This window comes from Streptomyces sp. NBC_01390 (assembly GCF_045040105.1).
Taxonomy (GTDB): Bacteria; Actinomycetota; Actinomycetes; order Streptomycetales; family Streptomycetaceae; genus Streptomyces.
In genome coordinates this window covers 47,693-71,504 of record NZ_CP109551.1, presented here as the reverse complement: position 1 = coordinate 71,504, position 23,812 = coordinate 47,693, and the positions used below count along the sequence as shown (strand labels likewise).

At 69.0% G+C, this 23,812-nt stretch carries 23 protein-coding genes, 1 tRNA gene and 2 pseudogenes; 11 read left to right on the top strand and 15 right to left on the bottom strand.

The features are described from left to right. Positions 1-42: 42 nt before the first annotated feature. Positions 43-567 carry an AAA family ATPase gene (locus OG241_RS00360; protein WP_405812707.1) on the top strand — a complete coding sequence of 175 codons (525 nt, stop codon included), beginning with the start codon at positions 43-45 and terminating at the stop codon, positions 565-567. Positions 568-744: 177 nt separating this feature from the next. Continuing rightward, a complete protein-coding gene (locus tag OG241_RS00355) occupies positions 745-2,034 on the top strand; it encodes an MFS transporter (RefSeq protein WP_405812705.1) in 1,290 nt (429 codons plus the stop codon). Positions 2,035-2,092: 58 nt separating this feature from the next. On the opposite strand, the gene OG241_RS00350 is transcribed toward OG241_RS00355, so the two are convergent. The 7 genes from OG241_RS00350 to OG241_RS00320 all read right to left on the bottom strand — a co-directional run bounded on the left by OG241_RS00350 (position 2,093) and on the right by OG241_RS00320 (position 6,511). Beyond that, on the bottom strand, positions 2,093-3,271 hold the full coding sequence (locus tag OG241_RS00350) for a hypothetical protein (protein ID WP_405812703.1): 1,179 nt from the start codon (positions 3,269-3,271) through the stop codon (positions 2,093-2,095). A gap of 452 nt (positions 3,272-3,723) precedes the next feature. Next, positions 3,724-4,062 carry a helix-turn-helix domain-containing protein gene (locus OG241_RS00345; RefSeq protein ID WP_405812701.1) on the bottom strand — a complete coding sequence of 113 codons (339 nt, stop codon included), beginning with the start codon at positions 4,060-4,062 and terminating at the stop codon, positions 3,724-3,726. Further along, positions 4,059-5,228, bottom strand: a complete 1,170-nt coding sequence (locus OG241_RS00340; RefSeq protein WP_405825970.1) for a tyrosine-type recombinase/integrase — start codon at positions 5,226-5,228, stop codon at positions 4,059-4,061. Before OG241_RS00340 ends, OG241_RS00345 begins: the two co-directional genes overlap by 4 nt. A gap of 364 nt (positions 5,229-5,592) precedes the next feature. Then, on the bottom strand, positions 5,593-5,718 hold the full coding sequence (locus OG241_RS00335) for a hypothetical protein (protein ID WP_405812699.1): 126 nt from the start codon (positions 5,716-5,718) through the stop codon (positions 5,593-5,595). A gap of 126 nt (positions 5,719-5,844) precedes the next feature. Next, positions 5,845-6,078, bottom strand: a complete 234-nt coding sequence (locus OG241_RS00330) for a hypothetical protein (protein WP_405812697.1) — start codon at positions 6,076-6,078, stop codon at positions 5,845-5,847. Further along, on the bottom strand, positions 6,075-6,236 hold the full coding sequence (locus OG241_RS00325; RefSeq protein WP_405812695.1) for a hypothetical protein: 162 nt from the start codon (positions 6,234-6,236) through the stop codon (positions 6,075-6,077). Before OG241_RS00325 ends, OG241_RS00330 begins: the two co-directional genes overlap by 4 nt. Beyond that, a complete protein-coding gene (locus tag OG241_RS00320; RefSeq protein WP_405812694.1) occupies positions 6,233-6,511 on the bottom strand; it encodes a hypothetical protein in 279 nt (92 codons plus the stop codon). Before OG241_RS00320 ends, OG241_RS00325 begins: the two co-directional genes overlap by 4 nt. Here OG241_RS00320 and OG241_RS00315 point away from each other — a divergent pair. After that, positions 6,477-7,121 (top strand): ricin-type beta-trefoil lectin domain protein, encoded by a 645-nt coding sequence (locus OG241_RS00315; protein ID WP_405812692.1) that lies wholly within the window; start codon positions 6,477-6,479, stop codon positions 7,119-7,121. The genes OG241_RS00320 and OG241_RS00315 overlap by 35 nt on opposite strands. Positions 7,122-7,380: 259 nt before the next feature. Here OG241_RS00315 and OG241_RS00310 read toward each other — a convergent pair. The 3 genes and pseudogenes from OG241_RS00310 to OG241_RS00300 form a co-directional block, all read right to left on the bottom strand. Next, positions 7,381-7,575 (bottom strand): annotated as a pseudogene (locus tag OG241_RS00310) (hypothetical protein); the annotation flags it as partial. 57 nt (positions 7,576-7,632) lie between these two features. Next, complete coding sequence (locus tag OG241_RS00305; RefSeq protein ID WP_405812690.1) at positions 7,633-8,436, bottom strand: hypothetical protein; 804 nt, start codon at positions 8,434-8,436, stop codon at positions 7,633-7,635. Between the two features lie 89 nt (positions 8,437-8,525). Further along, positions 8,526-9,158, bottom strand: a complete 633-nt coding sequence (locus tag OG241_RS00300) for an RNA polymerase sigma factor (protein ID WP_405812688.1) — start codon at positions 9,156-9,158, stop codon at positions 8,526-8,528. Positions 9,159-9,897: 739 nt separating this feature from the next. On the opposite strand from OG241_RS00300, the gene OG241_RS00295 reads away from it, so the two are divergent. From OG241_RS00295 to OG241_RS00275, 5 genes are all read left to right on the top strand, one after another. After that, positions 9,898-10,392 (top strand): DUF1877 family protein, encoded by a 495-nt coding sequence (locus OG241_RS00295; RefSeq protein WP_405812686.1) that lies wholly within the window; start codon positions 9,898-9,900, stop codon positions 10,390-10,392. 146 nt (positions 10,393-10,538) lie between these two features. Continuing rightward, positions 10,539-11,306: a hypothetical protein gene (locus tag OG241_RS00290; RefSeq protein WP_405812684.1), complete on the top strand. Its 768-nt coding sequence runs from the start codon at positions 10,539-10,541 to the stop codon at positions 11,304-11,306. Between the two features lie 14 nt (positions 11,307-11,320). Then, on the top strand, positions 11,321-13,690 hold the full coding sequence (locus OG241_RS00285) for a glycosyltransferase (RefSeq protein WP_405812682.1): 2,370 nt from the start codon (positions 11,321-11,323) through the stop codon (positions 13,688-13,690). A 134-nt stretch (positions 13,691-13,824) separates the two neighbouring features. Further along, the gene (locus OG241_RS00280) at positions 13,825-16,002 is read left to right on the top strand and encodes a transglycosylase domain-containing protein (RefSeq protein WP_405812680.1); all 2,178 of its coding nucleotides are present in this window, start codon (positions 13,825-13,827) and stop codon (positions 16,000-16,002) included. Positions 16,003-16,419: 417 nt separating this feature from the next. Further along, the gene (locus OG241_RS00275) at positions 16,420-16,785 is read left to right on the top strand and encodes a hypothetical protein (protein ID WP_405812678.1); all 366 of its coding nucleotides are present in this window, start codon (positions 16,420-16,422) and stop codon (positions 16,783-16,785) included. A gap of 316 nt (positions 16,786-17,101) precedes the next feature. On the opposite strand, the gene OG241_RS00270 is transcribed toward OG241_RS00275, so the two are convergent. Continuing rightward, positions 17,102-18,349 carry a hypothetical protein gene (locus tag OG241_RS00270; RefSeq protein WP_405812676.1) on the bottom strand — a complete coding sequence of 416 codons (1,248 nt, stop codon included), beginning with the start codon at positions 18,347-18,349 and terminating at the stop codon, positions 17,102-17,104. 204 nt (positions 18,350-18,553) lie between these two features. Between OG241_RS00270 and OG241_RS00265 the strand changes: the two genes are divergently transcribed. After that, the gene (locus OG241_RS00265) at positions 18,554-18,715 is read left to right on the top strand and encodes a hypothetical protein (RefSeq protein ID WP_405812674.1); all 162 of its coding nucleotides are present in this window, start codon (positions 18,554-18,556) and stop codon (positions 18,713-18,715) included. A 92-nt stretch (positions 18,716-18,807) separates the two neighbouring features. Further along, positions 18,808-18,883: transfer RNA gene (locus tag OG241_RS00260), tRNA-Trp, on the top strand. 666 nt (positions 18,884-19,549) lie between these two features. Here OG241_RS00260 and OG241_RS00255 read toward each other — a convergent pair. Beyond that, the gene (locus OG241_RS00255; protein WP_405812672.1) at positions 19,550-20,242 is read right to left on the bottom strand and encodes a hypothetical protein; all 693 of its coding nucleotides are present in this window, start codon (positions 20,240-20,242) and stop codon (positions 19,550-19,552) included. Between the two features lie 36 nt (positions 20,243-20,278). On the opposite strand from OG241_RS00255, the gene OG241_RS00250 reads away from it, so the two are divergent. Continuing rightward, complete coding sequence (locus tag OG241_RS00250) at positions 20,279-21,001, top strand: RHS repeat-associated core domain-containing protein (protein ID WP_405812670.1); 723 nt, start codon at positions 20,279-20,281, stop codon at positions 20,999-21,001. On the opposite strand, the gene OG241_RS00245 is transcribed toward OG241_RS00250, so the two are convergent. The 3 genes and pseudogenes from OG241_RS00245 to OG241_RS00235 all read right to left on the bottom strand — a co-directional run bounded on the left by OG241_RS00245 (position 20,984) and on the right by OG241_RS00235 (position 23,740). After that, positions 20,984-21,376 (bottom strand): hypothetical protein, encoded by a 393-nt coding sequence (locus OG241_RS00245; protein ID WP_405812668.1) that lies wholly within the window; start codon positions 21,374-21,376, stop codon positions 20,984-20,986. The two genes, OG241_RS00250 and OG241_RS00245, sit on opposite strands and share 18 nt — an antisense overlap. A gap of 255 nt (positions 21,377-21,631) precedes the next feature. Further along, positions 21,632-21,793, bottom strand: a pseudogene (locus OG241_RS00240) (MarR family transcriptional regulator); the annotation flags it as partial. 81 nt (positions 21,794-21,874) lie between these two features. Next, positions 21,875-23,740 carry a M1 family aminopeptidase gene (locus OG241_RS00235; RefSeq protein ID WP_405812666.1) on the bottom strand — a complete coding sequence of 622 codons (1,866 nt, stop codon included), beginning with the start codon at positions 23,738-23,740 and terminating at the stop codon, positions 21,875-21,877. Positions 23,741-23,812 lie beyond the last annotated feature (72 nt).

The window sequence follows — 23,812 nt, the reverse complement described above, 5'->3', positions numbered from 1 at the left end:
CCTCAGGCCGTGATCACTTGGCCGTCGTGACAAGATCCGGGCGTGACGACGTTGTTCCTGACGGTCGGCCTGCCCGGGGCCGGAAAGACCACGAGAGCGCGACAACTGGCCAAGGAGCACAGCGCGCTGCGGCTGACACCTGATGAGTGGATGCTCCCGCTGTTCGGCGATCCGCAGCCGGCCGGGAAGCGCGATGTGCTGGAAGGACGGCTGCTCTGGCTGGGGCTGGAGGCGCTGAAACTGGAAACGAACGTGATCCTGGATTTCGGATGCTGGTCTCGTGACGAGAGGTCCGCGATCCGCTGGCTGGTGAAGTCTGCGGGCGCGTCCTGCCAACTCGTATACGTACCGGTGGACCACGAGACCCAACTTGCTCGGATCACCCATCGCCAGTCGACCACCCCTGATCAGACCTTCATGATGAGCGAGACGGACCTCTCGCACTGGAGGACGCTGTTCGAGGAGCCCGATGCCACGGAACTTGACGGACACGAGGTAGGAGGTCCGCCTCCTGGATGGTCAGGATGGCTGGAGTGGGCCGCCGACCGGTGGCCATCGCTCGCGTGACTGTCCGGCCAACTTTGCTGCCGCCCAGTCACGCAGCCATGCCAGGAGCGCCGAGGCCGGAATCCGTCAGACAGACTCTAGAACCGTTCGGTTTCTGGGAGCCGCTCCTCCGAGCGGCGCGACCGCTGTGCGAAAACCACTTGAGACGTCCAGCATGCGCTGGCACGGTGGCCCGTTGTGCCTGCAACAGATGCGTCAGAGAGCCCAGATCGTGAACCGTCGGGGGACGCACTGCCAGCATCTCGTACCGGCCCCGCGCCCGGGCAGCCGCTCCGCTCACCCGCCTTTCGATGGTTCCTGGCCGGTCAGTCGATCTCCATGGCCGGCAGCGCCATGGCGCCGGTCGCCCTAGCCTTCGGCGTCCTGGAGGCCACCGGCAGTGCGGGCTGGCTGTCCGCGGTCACCACCGCGGCCCTGGTCCCGATGCTCGCGACGCTCCTCCTCGGCGGCGGTATCGCCGACCGCTACCGGCGCGACACCGTCCTGCGCCTCACCAGCCTGGGCGCCAGCCTCACCCAAGCCGGCGTCGCGCTCGTCCTCCTGACGCACCAGCACCCGGCGTACCTGCTGCCGCTGTCGGGCCTCAACGGCATCTTCCAGGGACTGACCAGGCCCGCGCTGCGCGGCATCGTCGCGAACCTGACGGCAGGACGCGGCATCCAGCGGGCCAGCTCGCTGCTGGCCTCCGTCAGGAACGCCGCGCAGATCCTCGGTCCGACAGCGGCCGGCCTGTTGACCGCCTCCGTGGGCGGAGGCTGGGCGATCGCCGCGGACGCGGTCTCCTTCCTCCTGGCGGCCGCGTGCTTCGCCCGGGTGTCGTTGCCGGACCTGCTGCCGCGTACCGAGGGCGGCCCGACGATGCTCGGTGAACTGCGGGAGGGCTGGAGCTACTTCAGCTCACAGTCGTGGATCTGGTCGGTGACGCTGGCGTTCGCTGTCTTCAACGCCCTCAACAGGGGCGTCTGGCAGATCCTGGGCCCAGTGATCGCCAACGGCACCATCGGTGCCGAGGGTTGGGGACTCGTGCTGAGCGCCCGCGGTGTCGGGGCGCTGACGGCCGGCGTGGTGATGGTGAAGGTGACGGTGCGGCGGCCGATGGGGCCGGCGCTCGCCTCGATGTCGCTGGGCGCGCTGCCGCTCATCCTGCTCGGCGTCGGCGCGAACACCCTCTGGCTGGCGGCGGCGGCCTTCGTGGCGGGCGTGGTCGCCGAGTTCTTCACCGTCGTGTGGGAGACCGTCAACAACACCCACATCCCGGAACGGCTGCTGTCCCGGGTCGGCGCCCACGACGAGTTCTGGTCCTTCGTGCCCGTCCCCGTCGGCCAGTTGTCCACTCCCTTCCTCGCTGCGGCGTTCGGAACGGCGACAGTCGCCGTCCCCGGCGGCGGGGTGGCGGCGGTGGCGATGCTCCTGCCGTTGGTGGTGGTATCGCTTCGGCGGATCGAGATCAACCGGAGCGGTGACTGAGCCGCGGCGGTGGACGGTACGGCAGCTCAGCGTGCGGGCCGAGCACTCGAAAGAGTGCTCAACGAAGTGGCCGGACACACTTCTCCGGATGAGCGGCAGCGACGTAACGCATCGCAGCGCCGATACTGATCCCGAACAGCCGCATCAGGCGGAGGGGATCCGCCGAGAGGCGGGCTTCGTCGAGGATGCGGTCCTCGCGTAGCTGCCACAGCGACATTTCCAGCGACGGGCATGCTCCCTTCAGGGTGCTGACGACAACGCTCGGGTGATCGGCATCCAGTGCGGTCTGCTGGCTGACCAATAGGTGAGGGTTGGTGGAGTGCGGCCAGTGCCGATGGCGCTCGGCGAGCCACTCGGCGGTGAGGCGGTATGTCAGATCTTCCAGGTGAAGGGTGTGGCGCTGGTGGCCGCGACGGACGTCCAGCCGCCCCCGGGCCAGGTCCAGATCGGCGGTCAGCAGCCGGGTGATCTCCAGCGGGGGCAGGGCGTGCACCGCGGCGAGGGCCAGTACCAAGTTCCCGAAGGCACCCCGCGCGTGCTCCAGCAGCCCTTGGAGGCGGTCCGCAGGGATCGGCCGCGGCAGGTTCTCAACTTCAACCAGGACCAGACCGCGGGTGGGATCGCGGAAGATGATCCGTTCCTGCTTCAGGGCGCGGAACAGGCTCCGCAAAGCGATCAGGAAAGTGCGGCCTCTGCTCCCGGGAGAGGCGGTGACGCTCTGTCTGACCTGCGGTGCGGATATCTCCCGCAGGCTGGTGATGTTCTCGGCGATCCACTGGTCCAGAACTGGCCGGAGCGCGAAGAGGTAGCGGCGGATGGCCCAATAGCTGATGGCCTCGTGTTCGCGGCGTCCTTCTCCGCGCAGGACGGATATCCAGGTCCGCAGTTCGTTGGTGATCATTGGCGGCAGGGAGGCGAGGGCCTGGTTGATCCACTTCTGATCGCGGTCCTGGTGGAGCGTGGGATCTTCGATGAGCAGGCCGCGGCTTTTGAGGAACTGGCAGACCCGCTTGGCCGCCAGATTCACGTCCGCCCGTGCGAGGTCATAGACGTCGCTCTCCAGGATGGGAGCATCGGCACCGAGCCACGACACGAGGATGGTGAGCGTGCGCCGGTTCATCCACCGTGCCATCTTGGTCCAGTGCTGTTCCCGCGTCATGCGGTCGAAGTCGCTGACCAACTGCCAAGCAGTGGGGCTCAGTTCCGGCAGGTGGCCGGAGCGCCGGTCGATGTCCACCAGCGGTGACCAGTCCCGTCGCATCCCAAACAGCAACTGCTGGCCCGGAAGGGTCGGCTGCGCGAAGAGCGAGCACGGCGCGCGCACCAGCCGGAGCGGACGGTCGGGTTCCTCCCGGCGTTCCTCGGGCCGGCCGCCGGTATGGGCGTGCGCGGTCCGCAGACCGACAGGCAGCGGGTCGGCGATCCACAGTTGAGTGAATATCTCCTGCCCGCAAACGGCGTCCTGTTGCAGGTGTAGGTGCAGGCAGCAGCCACGGCACCGCCCCCGCCGCAGCGGCAGTTCACGCCCACAGCGAGTGCACGCCCCGGGTGAGCGGGTGCGCTTGTCGTGCCAGTTCTGACACCCCCGGCAGCGGCGGGAGCTGACCACGAGCGCCCATGCGCCGCAGTCGTGGCAGGATTGAGGCGATATCGACACGGCGCAAGGCGACACGGACCTTGCCTCCGGCGTTAGTTCGGCGGCAGTGAGCGCGGCGCGTTCGTCCTGCGCTGTGGGGTCGGACGCACCGGACCGGCGGTTTCTCCTTCGCCGACTGCCCGTGGTGTCTGCTGCGGCATCCCTGACGTGGAAGCCAGCGGCTCGGCCTGCAGCAGGTCACCCACGGTGCACTGGAGAGCGGCACAGATCTTGTCCAGGTCGTCCAGGCGCACGGTGACCGGGGTGCCGCCCCACATCGCCGCGACCTTGCTCAGCGAGGGAGCGAACCCGACCTCCCGGAACGCCGCGAGTACCTCGGTGGGCCGCCACAGATCACGCTGCGCGGCCACCATCCGCAGATTCCACTTCACGACAGATTCCCCTTGTCCATCACCAGCCGCTGGGCCGCCCGGGAACTGGCAGCCAGGTTCGCGTATTCCGGATCCGCGTGGGCAGTCGCCATGTACCGCAGAGTCGTCGTGGCCCAGTCGTGGCCGAGAACCTTCTGCACTTCCCACAACGTCATGTCGCGCTCGTAGTTGTGGGTCGCGCAGGCGTGACGCAGCAGATGCGGGTAAAGGTCGGAGACCGGGCCGGCCAGGTAGTTGCCGGCGGCATCGTGCAGGTGCTGGCGGAAGGTGGAGGGCCCGATCGCCGGGGCGATCGGCAGGTTCAGCGCCGCGACCGCCCGCGGCTTGCGCTCCGAGGGCCACAGAGGAGCCCGCGGATGCTCCGGGTCGTCCCCGAACAGGCCACGGACTTCCTCGATGTACCACCACAACAGCTCGCGGCCCTCCTGAAACAGGTACGCTTCCCGCTGCCGCGGCCCCGACCCGTGCGCCCCCTTGCCGTTGACCAGGAAACGGCCCCACTGCCCATGCTCCCAGTGAACGTCGCCGACACACACCGGGCACAGCTCTGCGGCCCGCACCCCGGAGAGGTAGGCGATCTTCGTCATCACGTAGTCGCGGCACGCCACCGCGTACTTCCGTGAGCACGGAAGCTGCTCCCTCCACCGGGCGAAGAACTCCTTCATCGCCGTCTGCGACGGCGGGATCCGCAGCCCGAAATCGCCCCGGTGCCGCGGACGGTTGAACGGATCGATCGGCGACTCGACGGCCGCACCGAACCGGCGCATGACCTCGCCCGCGTACCGCTGTTCCAGGAACGCGAAGTACGAGTCGATCTTGTTGATCTTTCCCCGCAGCGTCGAATGCGCCCGCTTGCCGGGCCCTGCGAAGTACTTGTCCACCTCGCGAGGCGTCAGATGCCACGGCGCAACGCCGTAGAAATCGCACACCTCGATCACCGGCTTGATCAAGGCATCCAGTGTGGTGGGAGCCAGGCCCGCAGCATCACGGGCCCACTGATACTCCGAGAGCGTGTCGACGAAGAAGCTCTCCTCGTCATCCGCGGGCAACCGCGCCTGTCGCCGGCGCTGGAGCGTGACGACGTCCGCCAGCCCGGTCTCGACCGGCAGCACGTCTTCGTCCGTCCTCGCCGATGAGCCCGCAAGCGGACCCACCAGGGTCAGCACACGACTTTCGGAATCGGCCACGGAACCGCAAATTACGGCAACCACTCGCAGAATCTGCGAGTTACTGCTGAGAGTTCACACCAACGAGTGAAGCCAACAACCAGGCCGTCCACGTGCTGCAATCGGACGTCGTACCCTCACGAAGAACTGTGGGAACCCACGCGCACTCCACTACTGGTGGCGGAGACCGCGATCAGTGCGCGGGGGTCGTCGAAGTCGTTGGCGTAGGCCTGGCGTTCGGCGGCGGTCCAGGTGGAGGCGCCGGAGTCCCAGGATTCGGCGAGGGGGACGAGGTGGTCGATGTCGAGGGCGCGGGCCTGGGTGAAGTACGTGTCGTCGTAGGGGGAGTACCAGGACCCGCCGGTCAGCGGTGCAGGTCGTCGTTGAGGCGGCGGTGGAGCAGCAGGAGGGCTTCGACGTCGGCGACGTCGGCCAGCTGATGGAGCAGGGTCCGGATCGCGACACCGTCGCCGGCGTGCACGGCCGTCACGATGCGCTCCACCAGACGGGCGGCGTCGGCGGGTGCGGCTGCCGGCCGGGCGGGGCCCAACCATGGCCGTCCGGCCCGGCAGCAGCGTGGGGTGCAGCCCGAAAGGGGCTGGTGGCCTTCACCGGGTCAACGCTCCTGGTCGGGCGCGGTCACCCGGTGGGCGTCCAGCGCAGTCTGAGCGGTCTGCGGCTCGATGACGACGCCGAACTCGTACAGCCCGATGTCCACCACATCGTCGGCGGTCGCCACGGGAGCCCGCTTGAGGGCGAGGGCTGCGGCGCCGCGGGCGATGGTCTCCTCACGGCCGGGAGCGTCGAGGTCCTGGAGCGCGGACAGCACGGTCCGCCACAGCGTGGTCATCGGCCCGTACCGTCTTCGGCCGGCTCGGCGGGTGGCTGGTCGTCCTCGTCGTCTTCGTCGCCGGTGTCCGATCCGTACGGGCCGAACGGTCCGACCTCGCCCCGGTGGGTGCCGAGGAGGAGGGCGCCGCCCTTCATCCGGTGCGGGGCGGGGATCACGCCTCCTCCCCGGTTGCCTGGGCGGGCACCACTACGGTGTCGGCGGGCCGGAACTTGGCCAGGCACAGCCCGCACAGCAGCGGCCCCTGCTCGTAGAAGTACGGGGTGACCTGCTGACGGCGGGGGACGGGGGTGCACTCGCAGACGATCGCGAACCGCGAGCCGGAGCGTCCGCCGCGCGGCGGGGCGACGGCCTGGACGGTGGCCGAGTACCAGAGCCAGTTCAGCCTGTGGGCCCAGATGGCCTCCCCCCTGATCTCCGGCAGCAAGATCATCGGTGCGAGCCCGCAGACCCTGTCGATCCTGACGAACAAGGCGGTCATCGCCGTCGACCAGGACTCCCTCGGTAAGCAGGGCACCATGGTCTCCTCCTCGGGCGGCCTGGACGTGCTGGCCAAGCCGCTCGCCTACGGTGACGTGTCGGTCGTGCTGTTCAACGAGACCAACTCCACCGCGACCATCACCACCAGCGCTTCGGCCGTCGGCAAGACCGGCGCCTCCAGCTACACGCTCAACAACCTGTGGACCGGCGCGACGTCCACCACCACCGGCACCATCAACGCCAGTGTGCCGGCGCACGGCACGGTGATGTACCGGGTCGCGGGCGGCACCAGCACGGGCACCACCACAGGTCCGGTCCACGCCACCGGTTCGGGCAAGTGCCTGGATGTGGCGGGCATTTCGCAGACCAACGGCACCCAGACGCAGATCTGGGACTGCAACGGCGGCACCAACCAACAGTGGAACCTCAACTCCAACGGCACCATCACCGGCGTCCAGTCAGGGCTGTGCCTGGACGTGACCGGCGCGTCGACCGCCGGCGGAGCACTGGTCGAACTGTGGGACTGCAACGGCGGCAGCAACCAGCAGTGGCGCCTCGGCTGACCCCACCGCCCACCGCTGAAGGCCCTGACAGCCCCATGAGGTGTGCGGGACGGATCACGATCGGTCCCGCACACCCGCCGGCACCCTGCGGGCGATCCGTGAACGGGGCGGTACGGCCGGGCGGGCGCCTGAGGCCAAGCGGTCCTCCGGTGCGACACCGCCCCCATGATCACGCGAGGTCCCTGTGTCTGCCCGTACTCGTGCCGCGAACCGGTGTCGGGCCACGAATCCGGCCGGTCGCTCATGGACTGAACCACCCTCACCTCGACGACAGCTGTCGTGCGGCGACCGGTTGCCTGAGCCGCTCGGTGGCCGCCGTGCCGGAACGGTGCATGCGATGCCACTTCAGCCGGGTGCCGAGCGGTAGGGCGACCACGGACTGGATGACGACCACGTACATCAGCTGCCGGTGGACGAACAGCTGCAACGGCATCGACCACAGGGTCCGCAGGCGCAGCGAACAGCGAACAGCGAAAAGTCGGGCGGCCGACGGTCCCCGAGGGGTGCGGCTCTATTTGTGCTTCCCGCCGTCCTTGGCGCCGCTCGGCCGGCCGTTTCCGGCCGCGTTGTCCGTGCCGCCGGGGGCGTTGCCGGAGTTGCCCTCACCGGAGGTGCCGGTGTTCCCGGCCGTGCCATTGCCGTCGCCGACGTTCTCGCCGGGTTTGCCCGTGCCGGCCGGCCCTCTCGGCGCTGCTGTCGCCTGCGCCAGTTGCCCGGAGCAGTACGCGGCGACCTTGTCCTTCCCGCCGGCAGCCGCGACGAGCTGCTGCCAGGCCGTCGCGTCGAGCGCCTTGCCGCGGTCCTTGACCTGTTCGTAGGCGCGGCATTGGGCCTCGCTGTCCTGGGCGGAGGCCGGGCCGTCCGTCGGCGCGGGGCCGTCGGAGGACGGGGTCTCACCGCCCGGCCGGCCCGGGGCGGCCGCCGACGGGTGCGCGGTCCCCCGGCCGGGGCCGGGTCCGTCCGTGGACGAACCGACCGAACCGATGGCCGCCACCGCGACACCACCCAGGGTGAGGCTGGCGAACACCACGCCGAAGGTCGTCTTCACGGGGCGCCCGGCACGCCGCTCCGCGGGCACCCGCCAGTCGTCGCGGCGCCGGGTGCGTGCCCGGTGCGTGCCCGCGCCGCGGGCGGTCCGGTAGGCGGCGACGGCCCGCTGCTGGGCTTCGGGGTCGAGATCGCCTTCGCGTAGGGCGGCGGCCAGCACCGTTTCCAGCGTGGCGGCGTCACGTACGTCCCATGGGCCGGTCGCGGCGTCGCCAGGGTGCGCACGTCGACGGCCCGCAACTCCGTCGCCGCTCAGCCGTTCACCCATATGCGTTTCCGTTCCTGTCCGACTTGTTCGATTCATCCGGCGTGCAGGGTCTTGTTGCCGGTCCGCCGGCTCATTGCCGCTATCGGCGTTCATTTCGACTCCCCCAGCGTTCGGGAAGTCTCATCCGTCACACCCTCGTCCGTCTCGCTGTGGGCGCCCAGCTGGCGGGCGAGGCGTTTCAGGCCCCGGTGGGCGGCAGTCCGCACCGCCCCTGGGCGTTTGCCCAGGACGCGCGCGGCAGCGGGACCGTCCAGGCCGACGACGACCCGCAGGAGCACAGCCTCGGCCTGGTCCCGCGGCAGCCCGCGGACCAGTTCCAGGGCCCGCTCGGTGGAGAGGGACTCCAGGGCCTGCTCGTGGGTGCTGTGCGGGCCGGGCAGGTCCAGTACGTCCTGTTCGGTCCCTCCCGCCCGGGGTCGCACACGCTGGCGGCGCAGATGGTCCAGTGCCCGGTGCCGGGCGATGGTCGCCGTCCAGCCGCGAAACCCGGCCCCGTCCCCCTTGAACCGTCCGAGATCACGAGTGATCTCCAGCCAGGCGTCGGACGCCACGTCCTCCGCGTCGGCGCCGACAAATCCACGCAGATAGCCGAGCAGGCCCGGCTGCACGAGTCGGTAGGCGACCGCGAAAGCGCTTTCGTCACCGTCCTGGGCCCGCGCGACTGCCGCGCCCAATTCCCCGTCGTACGCCTGTACACGCGGAGGTTGCCGCACCTGGCCCAAGATTGTCCTCGTTCATACCGGTTGCATAGCGTTCATGTCGTCCGCCGTGCTCCGGTCGCATCGACGGCCCCATGGAGATCAGCGTCCGTCCTCACAGAAATGTCACAACGCGCCAGGCGCGCCCTTCACGTCGTCGCCGCGACGCCTGCCGTGCAGCAGCCGGAAGGCCGAGGGTCGAAGCGGCGGCTCGAGGGTGCCGCGTCGGGACACATGCCGGGCTGGGAGGCCAGGACCCGGGACGGCGTGGCAGCCCGCCGGCGCCCCGCGTCCGTCGGGGCTCGGACGGTGGTGCGCGACCGGAGCTGTCCGGGCCGGGTGACGTTTCGCGCCGGCCGTGCGCTACCTGGATACCGAGTCCGCGTCGGAGGCCAAGGGCGACCGCCCGGCCCGTGCCGACACCGCGATCCACCACCCCCGACTCCCTCTCCGTGGCGCTTATGACTCCCCCCGGCAGCGGCACGGAGAGGGGCGAGGGCGGCCGGAACCCCGCCCACTGCGCGGGGTTCCGGCCGCCCCTCACGCGCCTTCCCCAGGTCACCGTCCGTCGCCCACCGCGCGGGCGCGACCACGGCATGGGTCTCGTCTCCTGCTCTGCCGTCACGAGGGGGAAGCGAGCTCGGCGGCCGGCCCGGCACAGGCACCCGCGCACCTCGCGTGCACGGCGGTCCAGGAGTCCCCCGGAGGCAAGGGGTCCGTCGGGCCGCGTAGTGCTTCGGCGCCCCCGTGCGCTCCTTCGGGTATGAGTGCATACCTCCATCTACGGGCGGTGTCGCCCCCGGCGCTGCGCAACAGCGCGACCTGGCTGGAACGACTGTTCGAGGACGGCTCGGAGGCCGTCCGGCGCCGGGTCAGCCGGCACCGCGAGGAGGTGTTGGACGAGCGATATATGGATCAGGAGCGCATCTACGGCGGCGCTTCTCCGCATCGCGCCGAGGACCGGTCCCCGGCCCAGGTGGTGCTCGGTGGCCGGCCGGTGCTCCGCCCCGACCCGCACAAGCCGCCGTTCCTGGTGCTGACGGCGGCCCAGGTCCGCCGGGTGGCCGAATTCCTGGCGATGGCCGACTTCGACGCGCTGTGGTTTTTCGCCCGCGATCAACTAATGCCGCGCTACGGCGGCGTCACCGGTGAGCCCGAGGCGTGGGGTGCGTTCGCGGTGGGGCACCGGGAGCTGAGAGCGTTCTACGCAAAGACGGCCGAAAGCGGTGACGCGGTGGTGAAGCGGCTGGCGGCCTGAGATCGGCAGGATCACTCCATTCCTGTTCAGTTGGTCCCTTTCACTCCGTTCGGTCTGTTCTGCGAGGCCGAGGTGTAACACTTCCGGCCGCGTGCGCTCTTTCCCTGCGGACGACCATGTCGGTCGGCCAGGACAGGGGACGACTCGTGCAGTGGACGAATGCCGAAGGCGCTGGGTACGGCGACGATCCGTACGGCGGCGCCGGGTACACGGACGGCTACGAGTACAGCGGCAGCGCCACCACCGGCACACCCACGATGTCCTGGGACCCGGGGGGACTCGCGCAGTGGACGCACTCGGGGGACGACACCCGTTCGATGTGGACGGACCCCCACGCCACCGGGACGTATCCCTACGCGGTCGGGCCGGACCCCGCCACGACGGTGTGGGCGTCTCCGCACGGTGACATCCTCACCGTGCCGCTCCCGGAGTTCGACACCTCCGGCCATCCCGTACCGGAGCCGGACATGGCGGCGAGCGAGCCGGTGCGGCCCGTCTTCGTCGACTCCTCGGGGCGACGCCAGCGCCGCGTGCTCGGGGCCGCCCGGCTTCTGGTGATCCCTGCCGGCGGCTACGCCGCCCTGTTGATCAGCACGATGCTGGGAGGCCCCAGCATCAGTTCCCCGTTCGTCCCGCAGCCGGACTCGACGCATCCGGCCACGCACCGCGCGACCGCACCCGACTCCTCGCCCGGCACGGGCCACTCCGCGGGGAGCGCGAGCCCCACCGCGGCGCAGCAGAACTCCCGCCCCACGGCGCGGGCGACCCCCGGCCCCACCGACCGGTCAGCAGCCTCAACCGTCCCTGCGGCCACGCCCGGGCCCACCAGGACCAAGCCCTCGACCCCCACCCCCACCCCCACTTCCACCTCCAGGGGGCGCGCCCTCGGCTCGTCCCACAAGCCCGTGAAGTGATCCGAGGCCCTGACGTGACCGATCGTCGACGCCGCAAGGCTCCTGCCCGCCGCCACGTCCGCACCCGCCAGATCACACCCCGCACCCACTGGCTGCTGTTGAGCGTGCTCACGGTGACCCTGTCGACGGCCCTCCTCCTGCACGGCTACACCCACCACATGTTCGGTATCGCATCGGACGACGTGTCCGGACCCCGCGGCCGGAATGACACGGTGCCCACCCAGGTGGTCCATGGCGGCCCCGTGATCGCGAACGCCGCCACCTCTGCGCACACCGCCAAGGTGAAGGCCCGCACCGTCGCGCTCACCTTCGACGACGGCCCGGACCCCGTCTGGACACCACGGATCCTGGACGTGCTGCGCCGCAACCAGGTGCACGCGACCTTCTTCGTCGTCGGCATCCAGGCCGTCGCCCACCCGGAGCTGATCCGCCGGATCGTCGCCGAGGGCCACCAGATCGGCATCCACACCTTCACCCATCCCGACCTGGCCCGGCTCGCTCCATGGCAGCGCGCCCTGGAGCTGCGCGAGACGCAGCTGGCGGTGTCCGGCGCCGCCGGGATCACCACCGCACTGCTGAGACCGCCGTACTCCTCAGCGAACAACGCACTGGACGACGCCGACTGGTCCGTCCTCCAGCAGGCCGACGCGGCAGGCTATGTCACGGTGCTCGCCACCCGGGACGCCGAGGACTGGCAGCGTCCGGGGGTGGACCGCATCCTCGCGCATGCGACACCGCACGGCCACGCGGGACAGATCGTGCTCATGCACGACGCCGGTGGTGACCGGTCGCAGACCGTCGCCGCGCTGGGTACCCTGCTGCCGCGGCTCAAGGCACAGGGCTTCACGTTCGCGACGGTCTCCGACGCCGTCGGCATGGCCGCACCCGTCCGGCCCGCCGGGCTCGGCGACCATCTGCAGGGGATCGCTCTCATCTCGATGCTGCAGGCCGGCGACTGGGTTGTGTGGCTGCTGGGCCTGCTGATGTACGCGGCCGGGGCGATCAGCGTGCTGCGCGCGGCGGTCGTACTGCTCGCCGCCCGCCGGCACCGGCGCTTGCGGACGAGACGTCGGAGCCGGTCCTGGGGACCGCCGCTGACCGAGCCGGTCAGCGTCATCGTCCCCGCGTACAACGAGAGTGCCGGGATCGAGGCGGCCGTGCGCTCACTCCTCACTTCGGACCATCCGGTCGAGATCATCGTGGTGGACGACGGCTCGACCGACGGCACCGCCGACCTGGTGGAGGCGCTCCACCTGCCGGTACGGGTGATCCGCCGGCAGAACGCGGGCAAGCCCGCCGCACTCAACACCGGACTCGCCGCCGCCACCTACGACCTGGTGGTCATGGTCGACGGCGACACGGTCTTCGAACCCGACACCGTCCGCACGATCGCGCAGCCCTTCGCCGACCCCCGCGTGGGCGCCGTCTCGGGCAACGCCAAGGTCGTCAACCGCGGTGGCCTGCTGGGCCGTTGGCAGCACATCGAGTACGTGGTCGGGTTCAACCTCGACCGCCGCCTGTTCGACCTCGCCGAATGCATGCCGACCGTGCCCGGAGCGGTCGGAGCGTTCCGCCGCCGGGCACTGCTCGACCTCGGCGGCGTCAGTGACGCCGCCCTCGCCGAGGACACCGACCTCACCATGGCACTGTGCCGAGCCGGCTGGCGCGTGGTGTACGAGGAGGGCGCGAAGGCCTGGACCGAGGCCCCCGCGTCGCTGAACGCCCTGTGGCGTCAGCGGTACCGCTGGTGCTACGGCACCCTGCAGGCGATGTGGAAGCACCGTGGCGCGCTCGTGCAGCGGGGTGCGGCCGGGAAACTCGGCCGCCGGGGCCTGGTCTACCTGCTGCTCTTCCAAGTACTGCTGCCGCTGCTCGCACCCGTCGTGGACATCTTCGCCCTGTACGGGCTGCTCTTCCTCGACCCGCTCCGGATGATCGGGCTGTGGCTGGCCTTCCTGCTGCTGCAGTTCCTGATGGGCCTGTACGCGTTCCGCCTGGACGGAGAACGGGCCGGCCCGCTGTGGAGCCTGCCGCTGCAGCAGTTCGTCTACCGGCAGTTGATGTACCTGGTGGTGATCCAGTCCGTCTTCACCGCCGTGTCGGGCTCCCGGCTGAGGTGGCAGCGCATGGAGCGCTACGGCAGCCTGCAGGTCCCGGTGGTCCCTCCGCAGGACCCCGGCCTTCCGCAGCAGGCGCCCTACGACGGCTTTCCGGAGCCGACTCGGTACGCCGGCTTTCCGCGACCCGCACCGTACGACCCCCTCCAGCGGCCGGCATGGTACGACGGCCTGCCACAGCCTCCACCCCGTCCCGGTTTCCGACAGCAGCCCGGACCGTACGAGACACCGCAGTTGTACGACGCGAACAGTGAGCAGAGCCCATGAGCGGACACCGGCGCCGACCGCCGCAGCGTTTCAACGGCGGCAGGCGGGCCGCCGGTCACCGCGCCGCGGGCCGCCGGGCCGTACATCGTGACCAGGCCGTCCGACAGGACCTGCCAGGTCGCGCCCGGAGGGGGGTGCCACAGAAGAAACGTCGGATCGACTACCCGCGCCGAGGCAGGACGGGCCTGCGCCGCTGGCTGCCGTCGCTACGCCAACTGCTGGCGCTCTGCCTGCTCTTCTTCGGCGGGACGGCAGCGGCCGTCGGCTATGCCTACGCCACGGTCACGATCCCCGACCCCAATCCCACGACACTGCTGCAGAGCAACGTCTACTACTGGTCGGACGGCACGGTCCTGGCGACCGACGGCAGCGTCAACCGGCAGAACATCACGCTCTCGCAGGTACCCGCCGACGTACGGTGGGACTTCATCGCCGCGGAGAACTCCTCCTTCTACACCGACCCGGGCATCGACCCGCAGGGCATCCTCCGTGCCGTCGTCCACATGGCCGAGGGCGGCTCCGTCCAGTCCGGATCGACGATCACCCAGCAGTTCGTCAAGAACACCTACCTCGACCAGTCGCAGACGGTCTCACGCAAGTTCAAGGAACTGCTGATCTCCACCAAGATCGGCGCCGCGATGACCAAGGAGCAGATCCTCCAGGGGTATCTGAACACCTGCTTCTTCGGCCGTCGGGCCAACGGCATCCAGGCGGCGGCCCGCACGTACTACAACCTCCCGGTGGAGAAGCTCGACGCGAGCCAGGGAGCCTTTCTCGCCGCGGCGGTCAATGAGCCGAGCTTCTTCCAGCACGCGGACTCCGATCCCACGGCCAGGGCACAGGCACAGGCACGCTGGTCCTGGGTGCTCGACCGGATGGTGAAGATCGGCAAGCTGACGCCTGGGCAGCGGGCACGGTACGCGGCCGCCGGATTCCCCGCCCCCAGGAAATGGACCCCCGGTTCGGGCCTCACGGGCCAGGTCGGCTACCTGGTCCAACTGGCCAGGTCGTATGCCGAGGCGCACGACCCCACCATCACCGACAGCAGCCTGAGCCGGGGTGGCTACCAGATCCACACCACCTTCGACAGGAAGAAGACGGCGGAACTGGCCGCGGCTGTCGTCAAGGTGCGGGGGCAACGCCTCGACCCCGCCCACCGGCCGGTCGACCGGGACGTCCAGGTCGGAGCCGCGTCGGTGGAACCCGCGACCGGCAGGATCCTCGCGGTCTACGGAGGCGCCGGCTTCGAACACGCCCACTACTCGAACAATGCCGACACCTCCGGCGTCCCGGTGGGCTCGACCTTCAAACCCGTCGTCCTCGCCGCCGCGCTCCAGCACGGAGCCGTACTGCGACCCGGCAGGTCCCCGGAGCCGATCACCCCGGCCAGCAAGTTCAACGGCGACGACGGCATCCAGATCAAGGACCAGCAGGGCACCTACGTAGCCGACCCCAAGGATCCCACCGGCCTCCTCCACCAGCACAACGACACCCCCCAACGCTGGGGCTACATCTCCCTGCGCACGGCGATGGAGCAGTCGGTGAACACGCCGTACGTCCAACTCGGAGAGGACGTCGGCTACGGCAACGTGGCGAGGACGGCGAAGACCCTCGGCCTGCGCCCGGGCAGCCTCGCCGCTCCCAGCGCCGGCTTCTACATCGGCACCTCCACACCGAGCGCCATTCGCATGGCAGGCGTGTACGCGACCTTCGCCGCCGAGGGGATGCAGGCCACCCCGTACTCGGTGGCGAAGGTCACCGACAACGGCTCGGCGCTGCCCGGCTTCACCGCCCCCGACCCCGTGCGGGCCCTGCAGCCAGCAGTCGCCGACAACGTGACCGACGTGCTCCGGGGTGTCATCGCCCGGGGCACCGGCACCAGGGCCCAAGCCCTCGGCAGGACGGCCGCGGGCAAGACCGGAACCACCGACGACTACCGGTCGGCCTGGTTCGTCGGCTACACCCCCCAACTCGCCACCTCCGTAGTCCTCTTCCGAGAGGACGCGACCCACCCCCAGCTGCAGTCCCTGGTAGGCGTCGGTGGCCTGCGGAAGGTGTTCGGCGGCGACATCCCCACCGCGATCTGGACCCAGTACATGCGCGACGCCCTCACCGGCCTCCCCGACGCACCCTTCCCCGCCCCGGCCACCCTGGGCCACGGCACCGACGAGCCGGGCGCTCCCTCTCCCACTCCCTCCGCACCCCCCACCAAGGGCAGCACCAAGACCGGCAAGAAGACGCCCCCCACCCTCGCCCCCACGCCAAGCGCCACGACATCCCGCCTCAAGTGCCACTCCCACAAGTGCCGTTGACAGCGATCGCGCCGGGCACCGCGGGCAGCACCGCCCGGCTCGCGCTGTTTGCCGGGCTTCGTCCGTTGTACCGTCTGCCTGTGTGGACGCCGGTCGACGCTCCTGTGGAGGTCCCGGTGGGGCGGCCGCTGTTCTGTTCCGAGTCCTGAAGCGGATTCGCATGATCTCTGTCCTGATTGTGATCACCACGACATCGTCGTCCCGACCGACTTCGCTCCGGCCGAGACGCTGGTCCGCGACCGGCGTACCCCCGGCGAGGGTGCGCAGAGTGCTCCATGGTCCGTGCCGGGCAGTCCTCGGAGTAGGCGGTGCTGATCCACCAGCACTCCGGGTCCGGACGGTGTGGTGGAGCTGTTCTCGGACCGTCGGACGCTGCCGGGTGGCACGGGCACGTCGGCGGTGCGGACGGTGCGTGTGATGACGCGTACGGAGGCGTTCGTGTGGCTGCCGGTGGCGGCCTCGGAGGACCTCACGCCCCGGCAGCTGCGTGCGTTCGCGCTGATCGCCTTCGCGCAGGCTCGGGGGATCGCGCTGACGGAGGCTGAGCTGGCGGCCGGCCTGCGGCACCACTCGGGCCGGAAGGCCGGTCAGCCGCTGTCGGTGACGGCGGCTTCGGCGGTCGTGGACGAGGTGGAGGCGGCGCGGTGGGTGACGGACTTCGATCGTGCAGGGGGGCCGCCCCTCGATCGTGCGACAACGACAGCGGCGGGGCAGCTTCCGAGGGGGGGATCACCGAGTCTGCCGCCGCGCAGGGGGACCTCGAACTGGACGACCTTTTCCTGACCATCGGGCACCGCTTCGGCCGAGTCGCTTCATTCAGGAGGACCTCGTTGCGGGTCGAGCAGCGGTCGCGGTCGGCGTCGATCCAGTGGCGGAACTTGGAGCGTTCGTAGCCGGTGCGGTCCTCGGTCTGGACGGTCAGGGAGTTCAGGGCGTCGCGTACGGGCAGGACGACGGTGGCGCCGGGGGCGGTAGTCGGGGAGCACAGGACGGCGAGGGCGCAGAACGGGGGCAGCGGCGCCGGCTCGTGAGCGGCCGTGAAACGAGCCGAGAGCATCATCGAAATAAACCGGCTCAGACCATTAAAGTAAGAACAAGCTTACGGTGCTCCGGCTACGGGAATCCCGAGTTCGGTGCGCCATTTCCAGGTCAAAGCCAGGCATGCCCGGCCTTCGGGTACCGTCGATGGGTCCTGCGCGTAGCCGAGAATGTTCTCCGACGTGAAAGGGAGTCCGTGAAAACCTCCGGTCCTCCTTCGGCCGCCTACGACAAGCACCCCCTCATCGTTCTTATGGAGCATTTCTGTGAATATTCTGTCGAATGCAGAAGCGTCCCAGATGCAGGCTACGCATATCTCGGGTTTCCACGTGAGTGGGTTGATGCCGATGCCCAGGAACCGGAACCTCACATTTCCCGATCGTCGCGCGGCCTCCATATCAGAAAACGGCCTGTCTTTGGCGTAGTTGATGACGATACCGCTGTCTCCGGAAGCATCCGGGTGGCCCAGAAATTCCTCAGCGTACTCGCGCATGACGGTGTGCCAGAGGTTGAGATCGGATGTTCGCACCGGGAGCGCGTCGGTGTGGGGTTGGAACTCTCCGGCTGGCGTGACGTGTGTTGAGTTCATTGCGGCGCCGACGCCTGTGTCAGACCGCCGTTGCATGAAGAAGAATGCCTTGTCGCCTTTAACTCTCACCGTCACGACATTGATCCCCGGTAGAGCACAGCGGCGAGCAAGAACAAAGGGATCGCCCAAGTACCGGCGCAGCGGACCTTTGAATGGTCTGGCGCTTCCCTGCAGGTGCCGTGCCGCCACCTCGTACAGCAGCGCTTCGCCGAGGTCCTGATATTCGAAGTACCGGGCCAGGCAGAGGTCCATGCTCAAGCTGCCGTTAGATTCCACCCCCACGTCCAGCAGTCGATAGACAGGCGAGTCGAACCAGATGGTCGGCGGATCATGCTTGGTGATCGCAGCCGCATACCCCACGGGCCGCTGCCCGTCGGCGCCGACCGGCCAGTAGCGAGAGGCGACCCGCCGCGCCCGCACCAAATCGGCATCCGCCGGAGCATCACGTAGCGTCAGGACTACCCGTGACGGGTCCAAGGGGGCCGGGGGAATCCACCCGGGACGTGTCAACAGCGGCAGGGCTGAATCAGCGGACCCGTGCGGCGTTTCTTGGCTGGCCAGAGTCAACTCGGGCCAGTGACCCTTCAGGTGTCGACGCACCCGCAGGAATGTCTCGACCCCAGCCTGCCGTTGGACATCTCGCTGTGGAGCCAGCGCGAGGTATGCCGCTCCAGCTGCCAGAGGTAACCCCGTCAAGGTCGCCCACGTCGCCACATCCACTCGAAGTCTCCTGCATCTTCCGTCGGGACGCGCACTAAGTATCGCGGCCAAAAGGCCATGCCGCCCCCTACCGAACGGGCCGACCTGTAGGCGTTCCGCCGTGTCGCTACAGGCCCGCCAGAGCGTTCTCCTCCCAGCCATGGCGCTGCCCGGCCCGTAACTCACCCGCCGACCTGAGCACTGATCCGCCAAGTGAAACGCTCAGTGACAGCGTCGCAGCCCGACAACATCCGCGAGCACCGATGGTGGACCCTCACCGAACTGAACGCCACGGTCGAAACGGTCTACCCGATCGGTCTCGTCGGCCTGGTCACCGGCGTCCTCGAACACGGTGCACCCGTGCGCCCCGTCGTCCTGGACGGATAGTGCTCGCTCGAGCGAACCGGAAGCCGTGCTCTGATGTGCCGGAAAACCCTTGGCGATCCGCCTGTTGATCCTGGCAAGCTGTGACGCGCCGAAGGGGTGTAGCTCAGAGGCCAGAGCGCCGGTCTCCAAAACCGGATGCCGCAGGTTCGACTCCTGCCACCCCTGCCACGACAACGTCACGACCGGTCGTCCCTTCGAGACGGGGAGCCCTTCCAGAGCAGGCACGGGCAGTAGCGGAATCCGGAAACGGCCTCTGCCGCCGCCGGCGCGCCGCGCCGCGAGACGATGACTTCGTTCCTCGCTGACCGGTGCCCCCGGAGGCCTTCGTGTCCAGAGCTGTGCTCACCACCGACCACGACCACGGTGGCGATGACCGACGGAGCTGGGCCCCTCTCATGGCGTACGAAGAGGAGCAGGAAGGCGCGATCGTCGGCCTGGTGACTCAGAGCTCTACGACACGGTTTTGGACGACTGCCAGCCGTGCCGCCAGCAACTCCTGGACCTCCTCAAAGACGACCCGGCGACCACCGGCATACTGATCCACTGGACCTGCCTGGTCACTTCCGAAACCTACGGTGAACTACCGGAAGTGCTCATGGAGGGAGCGAGCCGGCCGACGCACCCCTTCCACCCCACCGCAGCGTTCCGGAACGTGGCCCAGGCGTACGCGGGCCAACTGGGGCACCGCCAACGGGGCGACGAGGGCAGTGTGCGCAGCGTGTACCCCCGAGGAACGGCTCGCGGCGGTGGCTCTGTCGGTGAATCGGACCAGCGTCGCCTGTCCGCGCGTACGCCTGCTGTACCACTGGGCCCTGGATGTCCGCTGACAGATCGTCAAGCAGCAGATCCAGCTGGGTCTTGACTGCCAAGGAGGGCTGCCACGAGCTCCTGCGCACCGTTCGGGGACGTCAGCCGGGCCCACGACCCGTCCTGGAAGGAGATCTTGAAGTCGGTCCCGGACATGCTGAACGGCTTGAGCTCCGCGCCGATGATTTCCTTCCGGGGAAGCGACCACAGGACGACCTCGGATCCCGGAACCCTCTCGCCGCCACCCCAATAGAGGAACTGGCTGCCCCGGGCCGTGTCCTTGTACGACGTGATGCGCACGAGCCCATCAGACTCGGAAAGTTCGATCTCGGTTACGATGGGCCAGGGCCGCCGGGAGGGATCGAGCTGCCAGGGCAGCGTACGAGCCGTCTCGCCCGCTCCCGCCCACATGACGGGGAAGTCGTCGACCTCGTTCTCACGCTCCTCCAGCCTCCCCCGCTTGGCTGGGGACGAGGGACTGCCGAGAGCGTCGGCGATGATGTACAGCGGCAGCATCAGGAGTGCGGTCACGACACCAAGAACGTACTGGCCGAGCCGGCCGAAGAACCCCCGCACCGCGAAGGCCCGTCCAGGGGGCCAGCCAGGCAGTCCGGGTTCAATGTCGTTGCGCTCGCGGTCTCGGTAGGACCGCCGTTTCGCCACCGAGGCGGCCGTACCCGTGGCGAACTCAACCCGGAAGTGCTCCGGTTCCTCGTCCATGACCTTCCCTTCCCTGCCAATCTGGCAAGGTCAACTATGCCAAGCGTCTTCGGCGGCGCGGAACAGATCACCCTCAACGTCTCCGCCAAGACCTGGACCGGCCTGCGCAACATCACCGGCCCCGACGGCACCACCGTCACCCGCTCCAGCACCGGCTCCGTCAGCTACCAGATCGCCAACGGCCAGGGCACCGCCGTCACCGCCGTCGACGCCTCCACCCTGGTCGTCACCCGCCGCTCCTACGACCCCTTCGGCAACCCCCGCGGAACCAAGCCCGGCTCCTGGGTGGCAGCCGACGAGAACCACGGCTTCCTGGGCCAGCCCACCGACCCCGTGACCGGCCTCGACCTGTTGGGCGCCCGCGACTACGACCCCGTACTGGGCCGCTTTCTCAGCCCCGACCCGGTCTTCGAGGCCGGCGACCCCAACCAGATGGGCGGCTACACCTACGCCGGAGACAACCCGGCCAGCGGCTCCGACCCGAACGGTCTGATGCTGGCCCCGATGGACGGCGGTGGAGGAGGCTGCGACGCCAAGTGTGTGTTCGTAGCGGCGCGGCGCTATCGGGATGGTGTTGGAACTGCTGTTGACCTGGTTCAGGCAGTTCGCTGGCTTTTGACTCCGCTTGATCGTGGAAATGGCGATGGAATTCATGACGCGATTGAATTGGTCGGCTCAATGACGGTCGAGCAAATCTGCGAAGCTGGTCAACTATCTGGCCATTCAGATGAGGCTGAACTGCTAATCCGTAGGCGTTAGCCATAAGTGATGCTCCAGGGGTTCCTGTGACTCCAGGCAGCAACTTTGTTCTTGGCTGACTTCTCCGGTGACACGCGGGCCGGGTGCCGCCGGCGCCTGCCCTTGGCCGACCTGCACCGTTGCCGGGCCAGCCTGCTGCACACCGGCCCGGCGGCGCACCGCCTGTGCCACGGCCTTGAGCGCGGGCTTGGCCGCCTCGACAACGACAACCGCGAGCACGTTGCCGACCCCACCGATCGCTACCTGTACCAGATCCTCGGTCACCCCGCGCTCGTCGGCCAGGTAGTAGACAGCGTCCCCGGCCTCCACCAACTCCCGTGCCACGACCGCGTCGAGCTCCAGTAGCAAGGGGCGCGCCCCGTCTCGGTCCGTCATGGAATCAGGGTAGAGCTGCGGTCGTCTGGAGTGGCTTCAAACGAGTCGATTGGCTCCATGGCTCTAACAGTGGGTACTGGCCCCGCCTGTGAGCTTGGGTTCTCGAGGTGGTCGAAACACCCCTCAGGGTCTGGTGTTGCGACCACCTCTAGAACCCAAGTCGTTCCCCTGGGGCCAATGGACTCGTTCGAAGCCATTGTGGGCGTGTTTGAGACCGGTGCGGGCCGACATCCGGTCGCCGGCATCGACAGAGCTCCACCGCTCCGTCATGGCCGCGGCCTCGCCCTCGACGAACTCGAAGAAGGCGAGCGTCTCGGCCATGCGGCGACCTGGCGGGGGCTTGACGCCGAGACTGCTCACCCCCTCGCGCAGCGCGTCAACCCACCGCTTGATGACGGCCTCACGGTTGGTCAGGGCTCACCATCGTGCTTGCCCCCTGGTCGAGGAGGACGCCTCGGTGCTGACCTTCCTCGTCCCGGTCGGCTGACTTCCGCCGGCTCAGCCGTCGATACGGTGCGTGTTCCAGAAGGACGTGAGATCCGTGCTGGTCGCTGCCTGGGCCGCCGCCTTGAACTCGGCGGTGGTCGAGACGCCGTACCAGTGTGACTTCGCGTAGTTCTTCAGCAGGTTGGTCATCGCCGTGTCACCGATCAGCCGCCGCAGATCGTGCAGGGCGCACTTGCCGTAGCCGTAGACGACGGTGGAGTACCGGGACGAGTGGGCGTCCCAGTAGGCCATGGAGTTGGTGATCTTCTCCGCCGAGGAGGCCCAGGAGACGCTGTTCCAGCAGTTGGCGCCGGTCTTGCCGAGGGCGAGGTCGGTGGCGTAGTCGGTGAACGCCTCGTCCATCCAGGGGCTGTTGTACTGGTCGTCGCCGACGATGCCGTACCACCACTGGTGGCCGATCTCGTGGGTGAGCGCGGTGGTGCTGACGAGGTCCAGGACGAAGCCCGGGTACTCCATGCCGCCGAACCAGTAGTTGTTGTCGATGACCGCGTCCAACTCGCTGTAGGGGTAGGCCCCGAAGCGGCCGGCGTGTGCGTCCACGGCCGTCTTGGCGGTGCTCAGCATCGACTGCGCGTCGGAGGAGGTGATGCCCGAGACGGAGTAGATGTTGATGGCCGTCCCGGCCGCCGAGGTGCCGGAGATCTTGCTGAACGGGCCTGCCGCCCAGGCGAAGTCACGGACCTTCGTCGCGGTCGCCGTGGTGACGGTGCGCCCGCTGGAGCCGGGGGTGTCGGTCGAGGTGCCGGTGGCGGGGACAAGGAGCGAATTCGGGTGGTCCAGCGTCACCTTGAAGTCGGAGACCAGGGAGTAGAACGACTCGCCGTTGTTGGTGTACGGGTCCAGGTGCCAGCCCGAGCCGTCCTTCACCGCGAGCACGGGCAGCGCGTTGCCGATGTTGTTGAACGCCCCGTCATGGCCGAACCGGTCGGCGCCGCTGGGCACGGTGATGCCCAGGTCGAAGCCGATCGTGGCGGACTGACCCTGCGTCAGGGGTGTCGGCAGGGTGATCTGGAGCGCCGTGCAGGCGACGGAGAGTGAACCGGCTGTACCGCCGGTGACGTTGGTGACCGTGATCGGCATCGCGTCGCAGGTGCCGTGGTAGTTGTCCCACAGGCGCAGGTACACCTCGCTGAGCGCGGTCGAGGAGGCGTTGGTGAAGGTGGCGCTCTCGTGGCCGGTCCAGACGGTGCCGGAGGTGTTGCTGCTCAGGTTCACCGTGTACGAGGGCGCGGCCGGCGTCCGTGTCGAGTCCGCCGGCGGGGCGGTGTCGCCGGAGGTGTCGAGGGCGATGTCGTCGAGGATGAAGCTGGTCTGGAGGCTGGAGTCCTCGGTGCCGGTGAAGGCGAGGGTGACGGTCTGCCCCGCGAACGACGACACGTCGAGGGTCTTCTTCACATATCCCGTGGCCTTGTCGAGGTTCGACCAGGTCGCCAGCGTGGTGCTGCCGATCTTCGCCGTCAGCTTGTCGTAGGCGGTGGACGAGGTGGTCTCGGCGGTGTCGATGTGCAGCCAGAACGACAGGGTGGCGGTGCTGCAACCGGACGGGATCGTCACGCTCTGCGAGAGGGTGTCCGTGTGCGTGCCGCCGGTGCCGTCGATCCAGGCGAAGCTGGTGCCGCCGTGCGGGGACTGGCCGGAACGGCTGGTGATCACGCTCGTGGACGACTGTGTCCAGGGCGAAGTGCCGCTCTCGAAGCCGCCGTTGACGACCGCCTGGGTCGGCGTGCAGGCCGCGGCCGCGGCCGCGGCCGCGTCGGTGGCGGCGGACGCCGGGTGGACGGGGAGCAGGGACACGGCGGCCAGCGCGGCGACGGCGAGGGCGCGCGCGGCGACGGATCTGTGGGGGGTGGTTCTCACGCGTAACTCCTTTGCGGCGACCGGGATTCCGGTCTGCTCGGCGGCTACCCACCGGCTGGGGTGCGTCGGTGG

Excerpts from the sequence above, each read along its gene's own strand:
- OG241_RS00330 (WP_405812697.1), bottom strand. The coding sequence starts at position 6,078 with ATGACCACGCTGTGGCGGACCGTGCTGTCCGCGCTCCAGGACCTCGAC.
- OG241_RS00315 (WP_405812692.1), top strand. The coding sequence starts at position 6,477 with ATGGCCTCCCCCCTGATCTCCGGCAGCAAGATCATCGGTGCGAGCCCG.
- OG241_RS00320 (WP_405812694.1), bottom strand. The coding sequence starts at position 6,511 with ATGATCTTGCTGCCGGAGATCAGGGGGGAGGCCATCTGGGCCCACAGG.
- OG241_RS00305 (WP_405812690.1), bottom strand. The coding sequence starts at position 8,436 with ATGGGTGAACGGCTGAGCGGCGACGGAGTTGCGGGCCGTCGACGTGCG.
- OG241_RS00295 (WP_405812686.1), top strand. The coding sequence starts at position 9,898 with ATGAGTGCATACCTCCATCTACGGGCGGTGTCGCCCCCGGCGCTGCGC.
- OG241_RS00275 (WP_405812678.1), top strand. The coding sequence starts at position 16,420 with ATGACGCGTACGGAGGCGTTCGTGTGGCTGCCGGTGGCGGCCTCGGAG.
- OG241_RS00255 (WP_405812672.1), bottom strand. The coding sequence starts at position 20,242 with ATGGACGAGGAACCGGAGCACTTCCGGGTTGAGTTCGCCACGGGTACG.
- OG241_RS00250 (WP_405812670.1), top strand. The coding sequence starts at position 20,279 with ATGCCAAGCGTCTTCGGCGGCGCGGAACAGATCACCCTCAACGTCTCC.
- OG241_RS00245 (WP_405812668.1), bottom strand. The coding sequence starts at position 21,376 with ATGACGGACCGAGACGGGGCGCGCCCCTTGCTACTGGAGCTCGACGCG.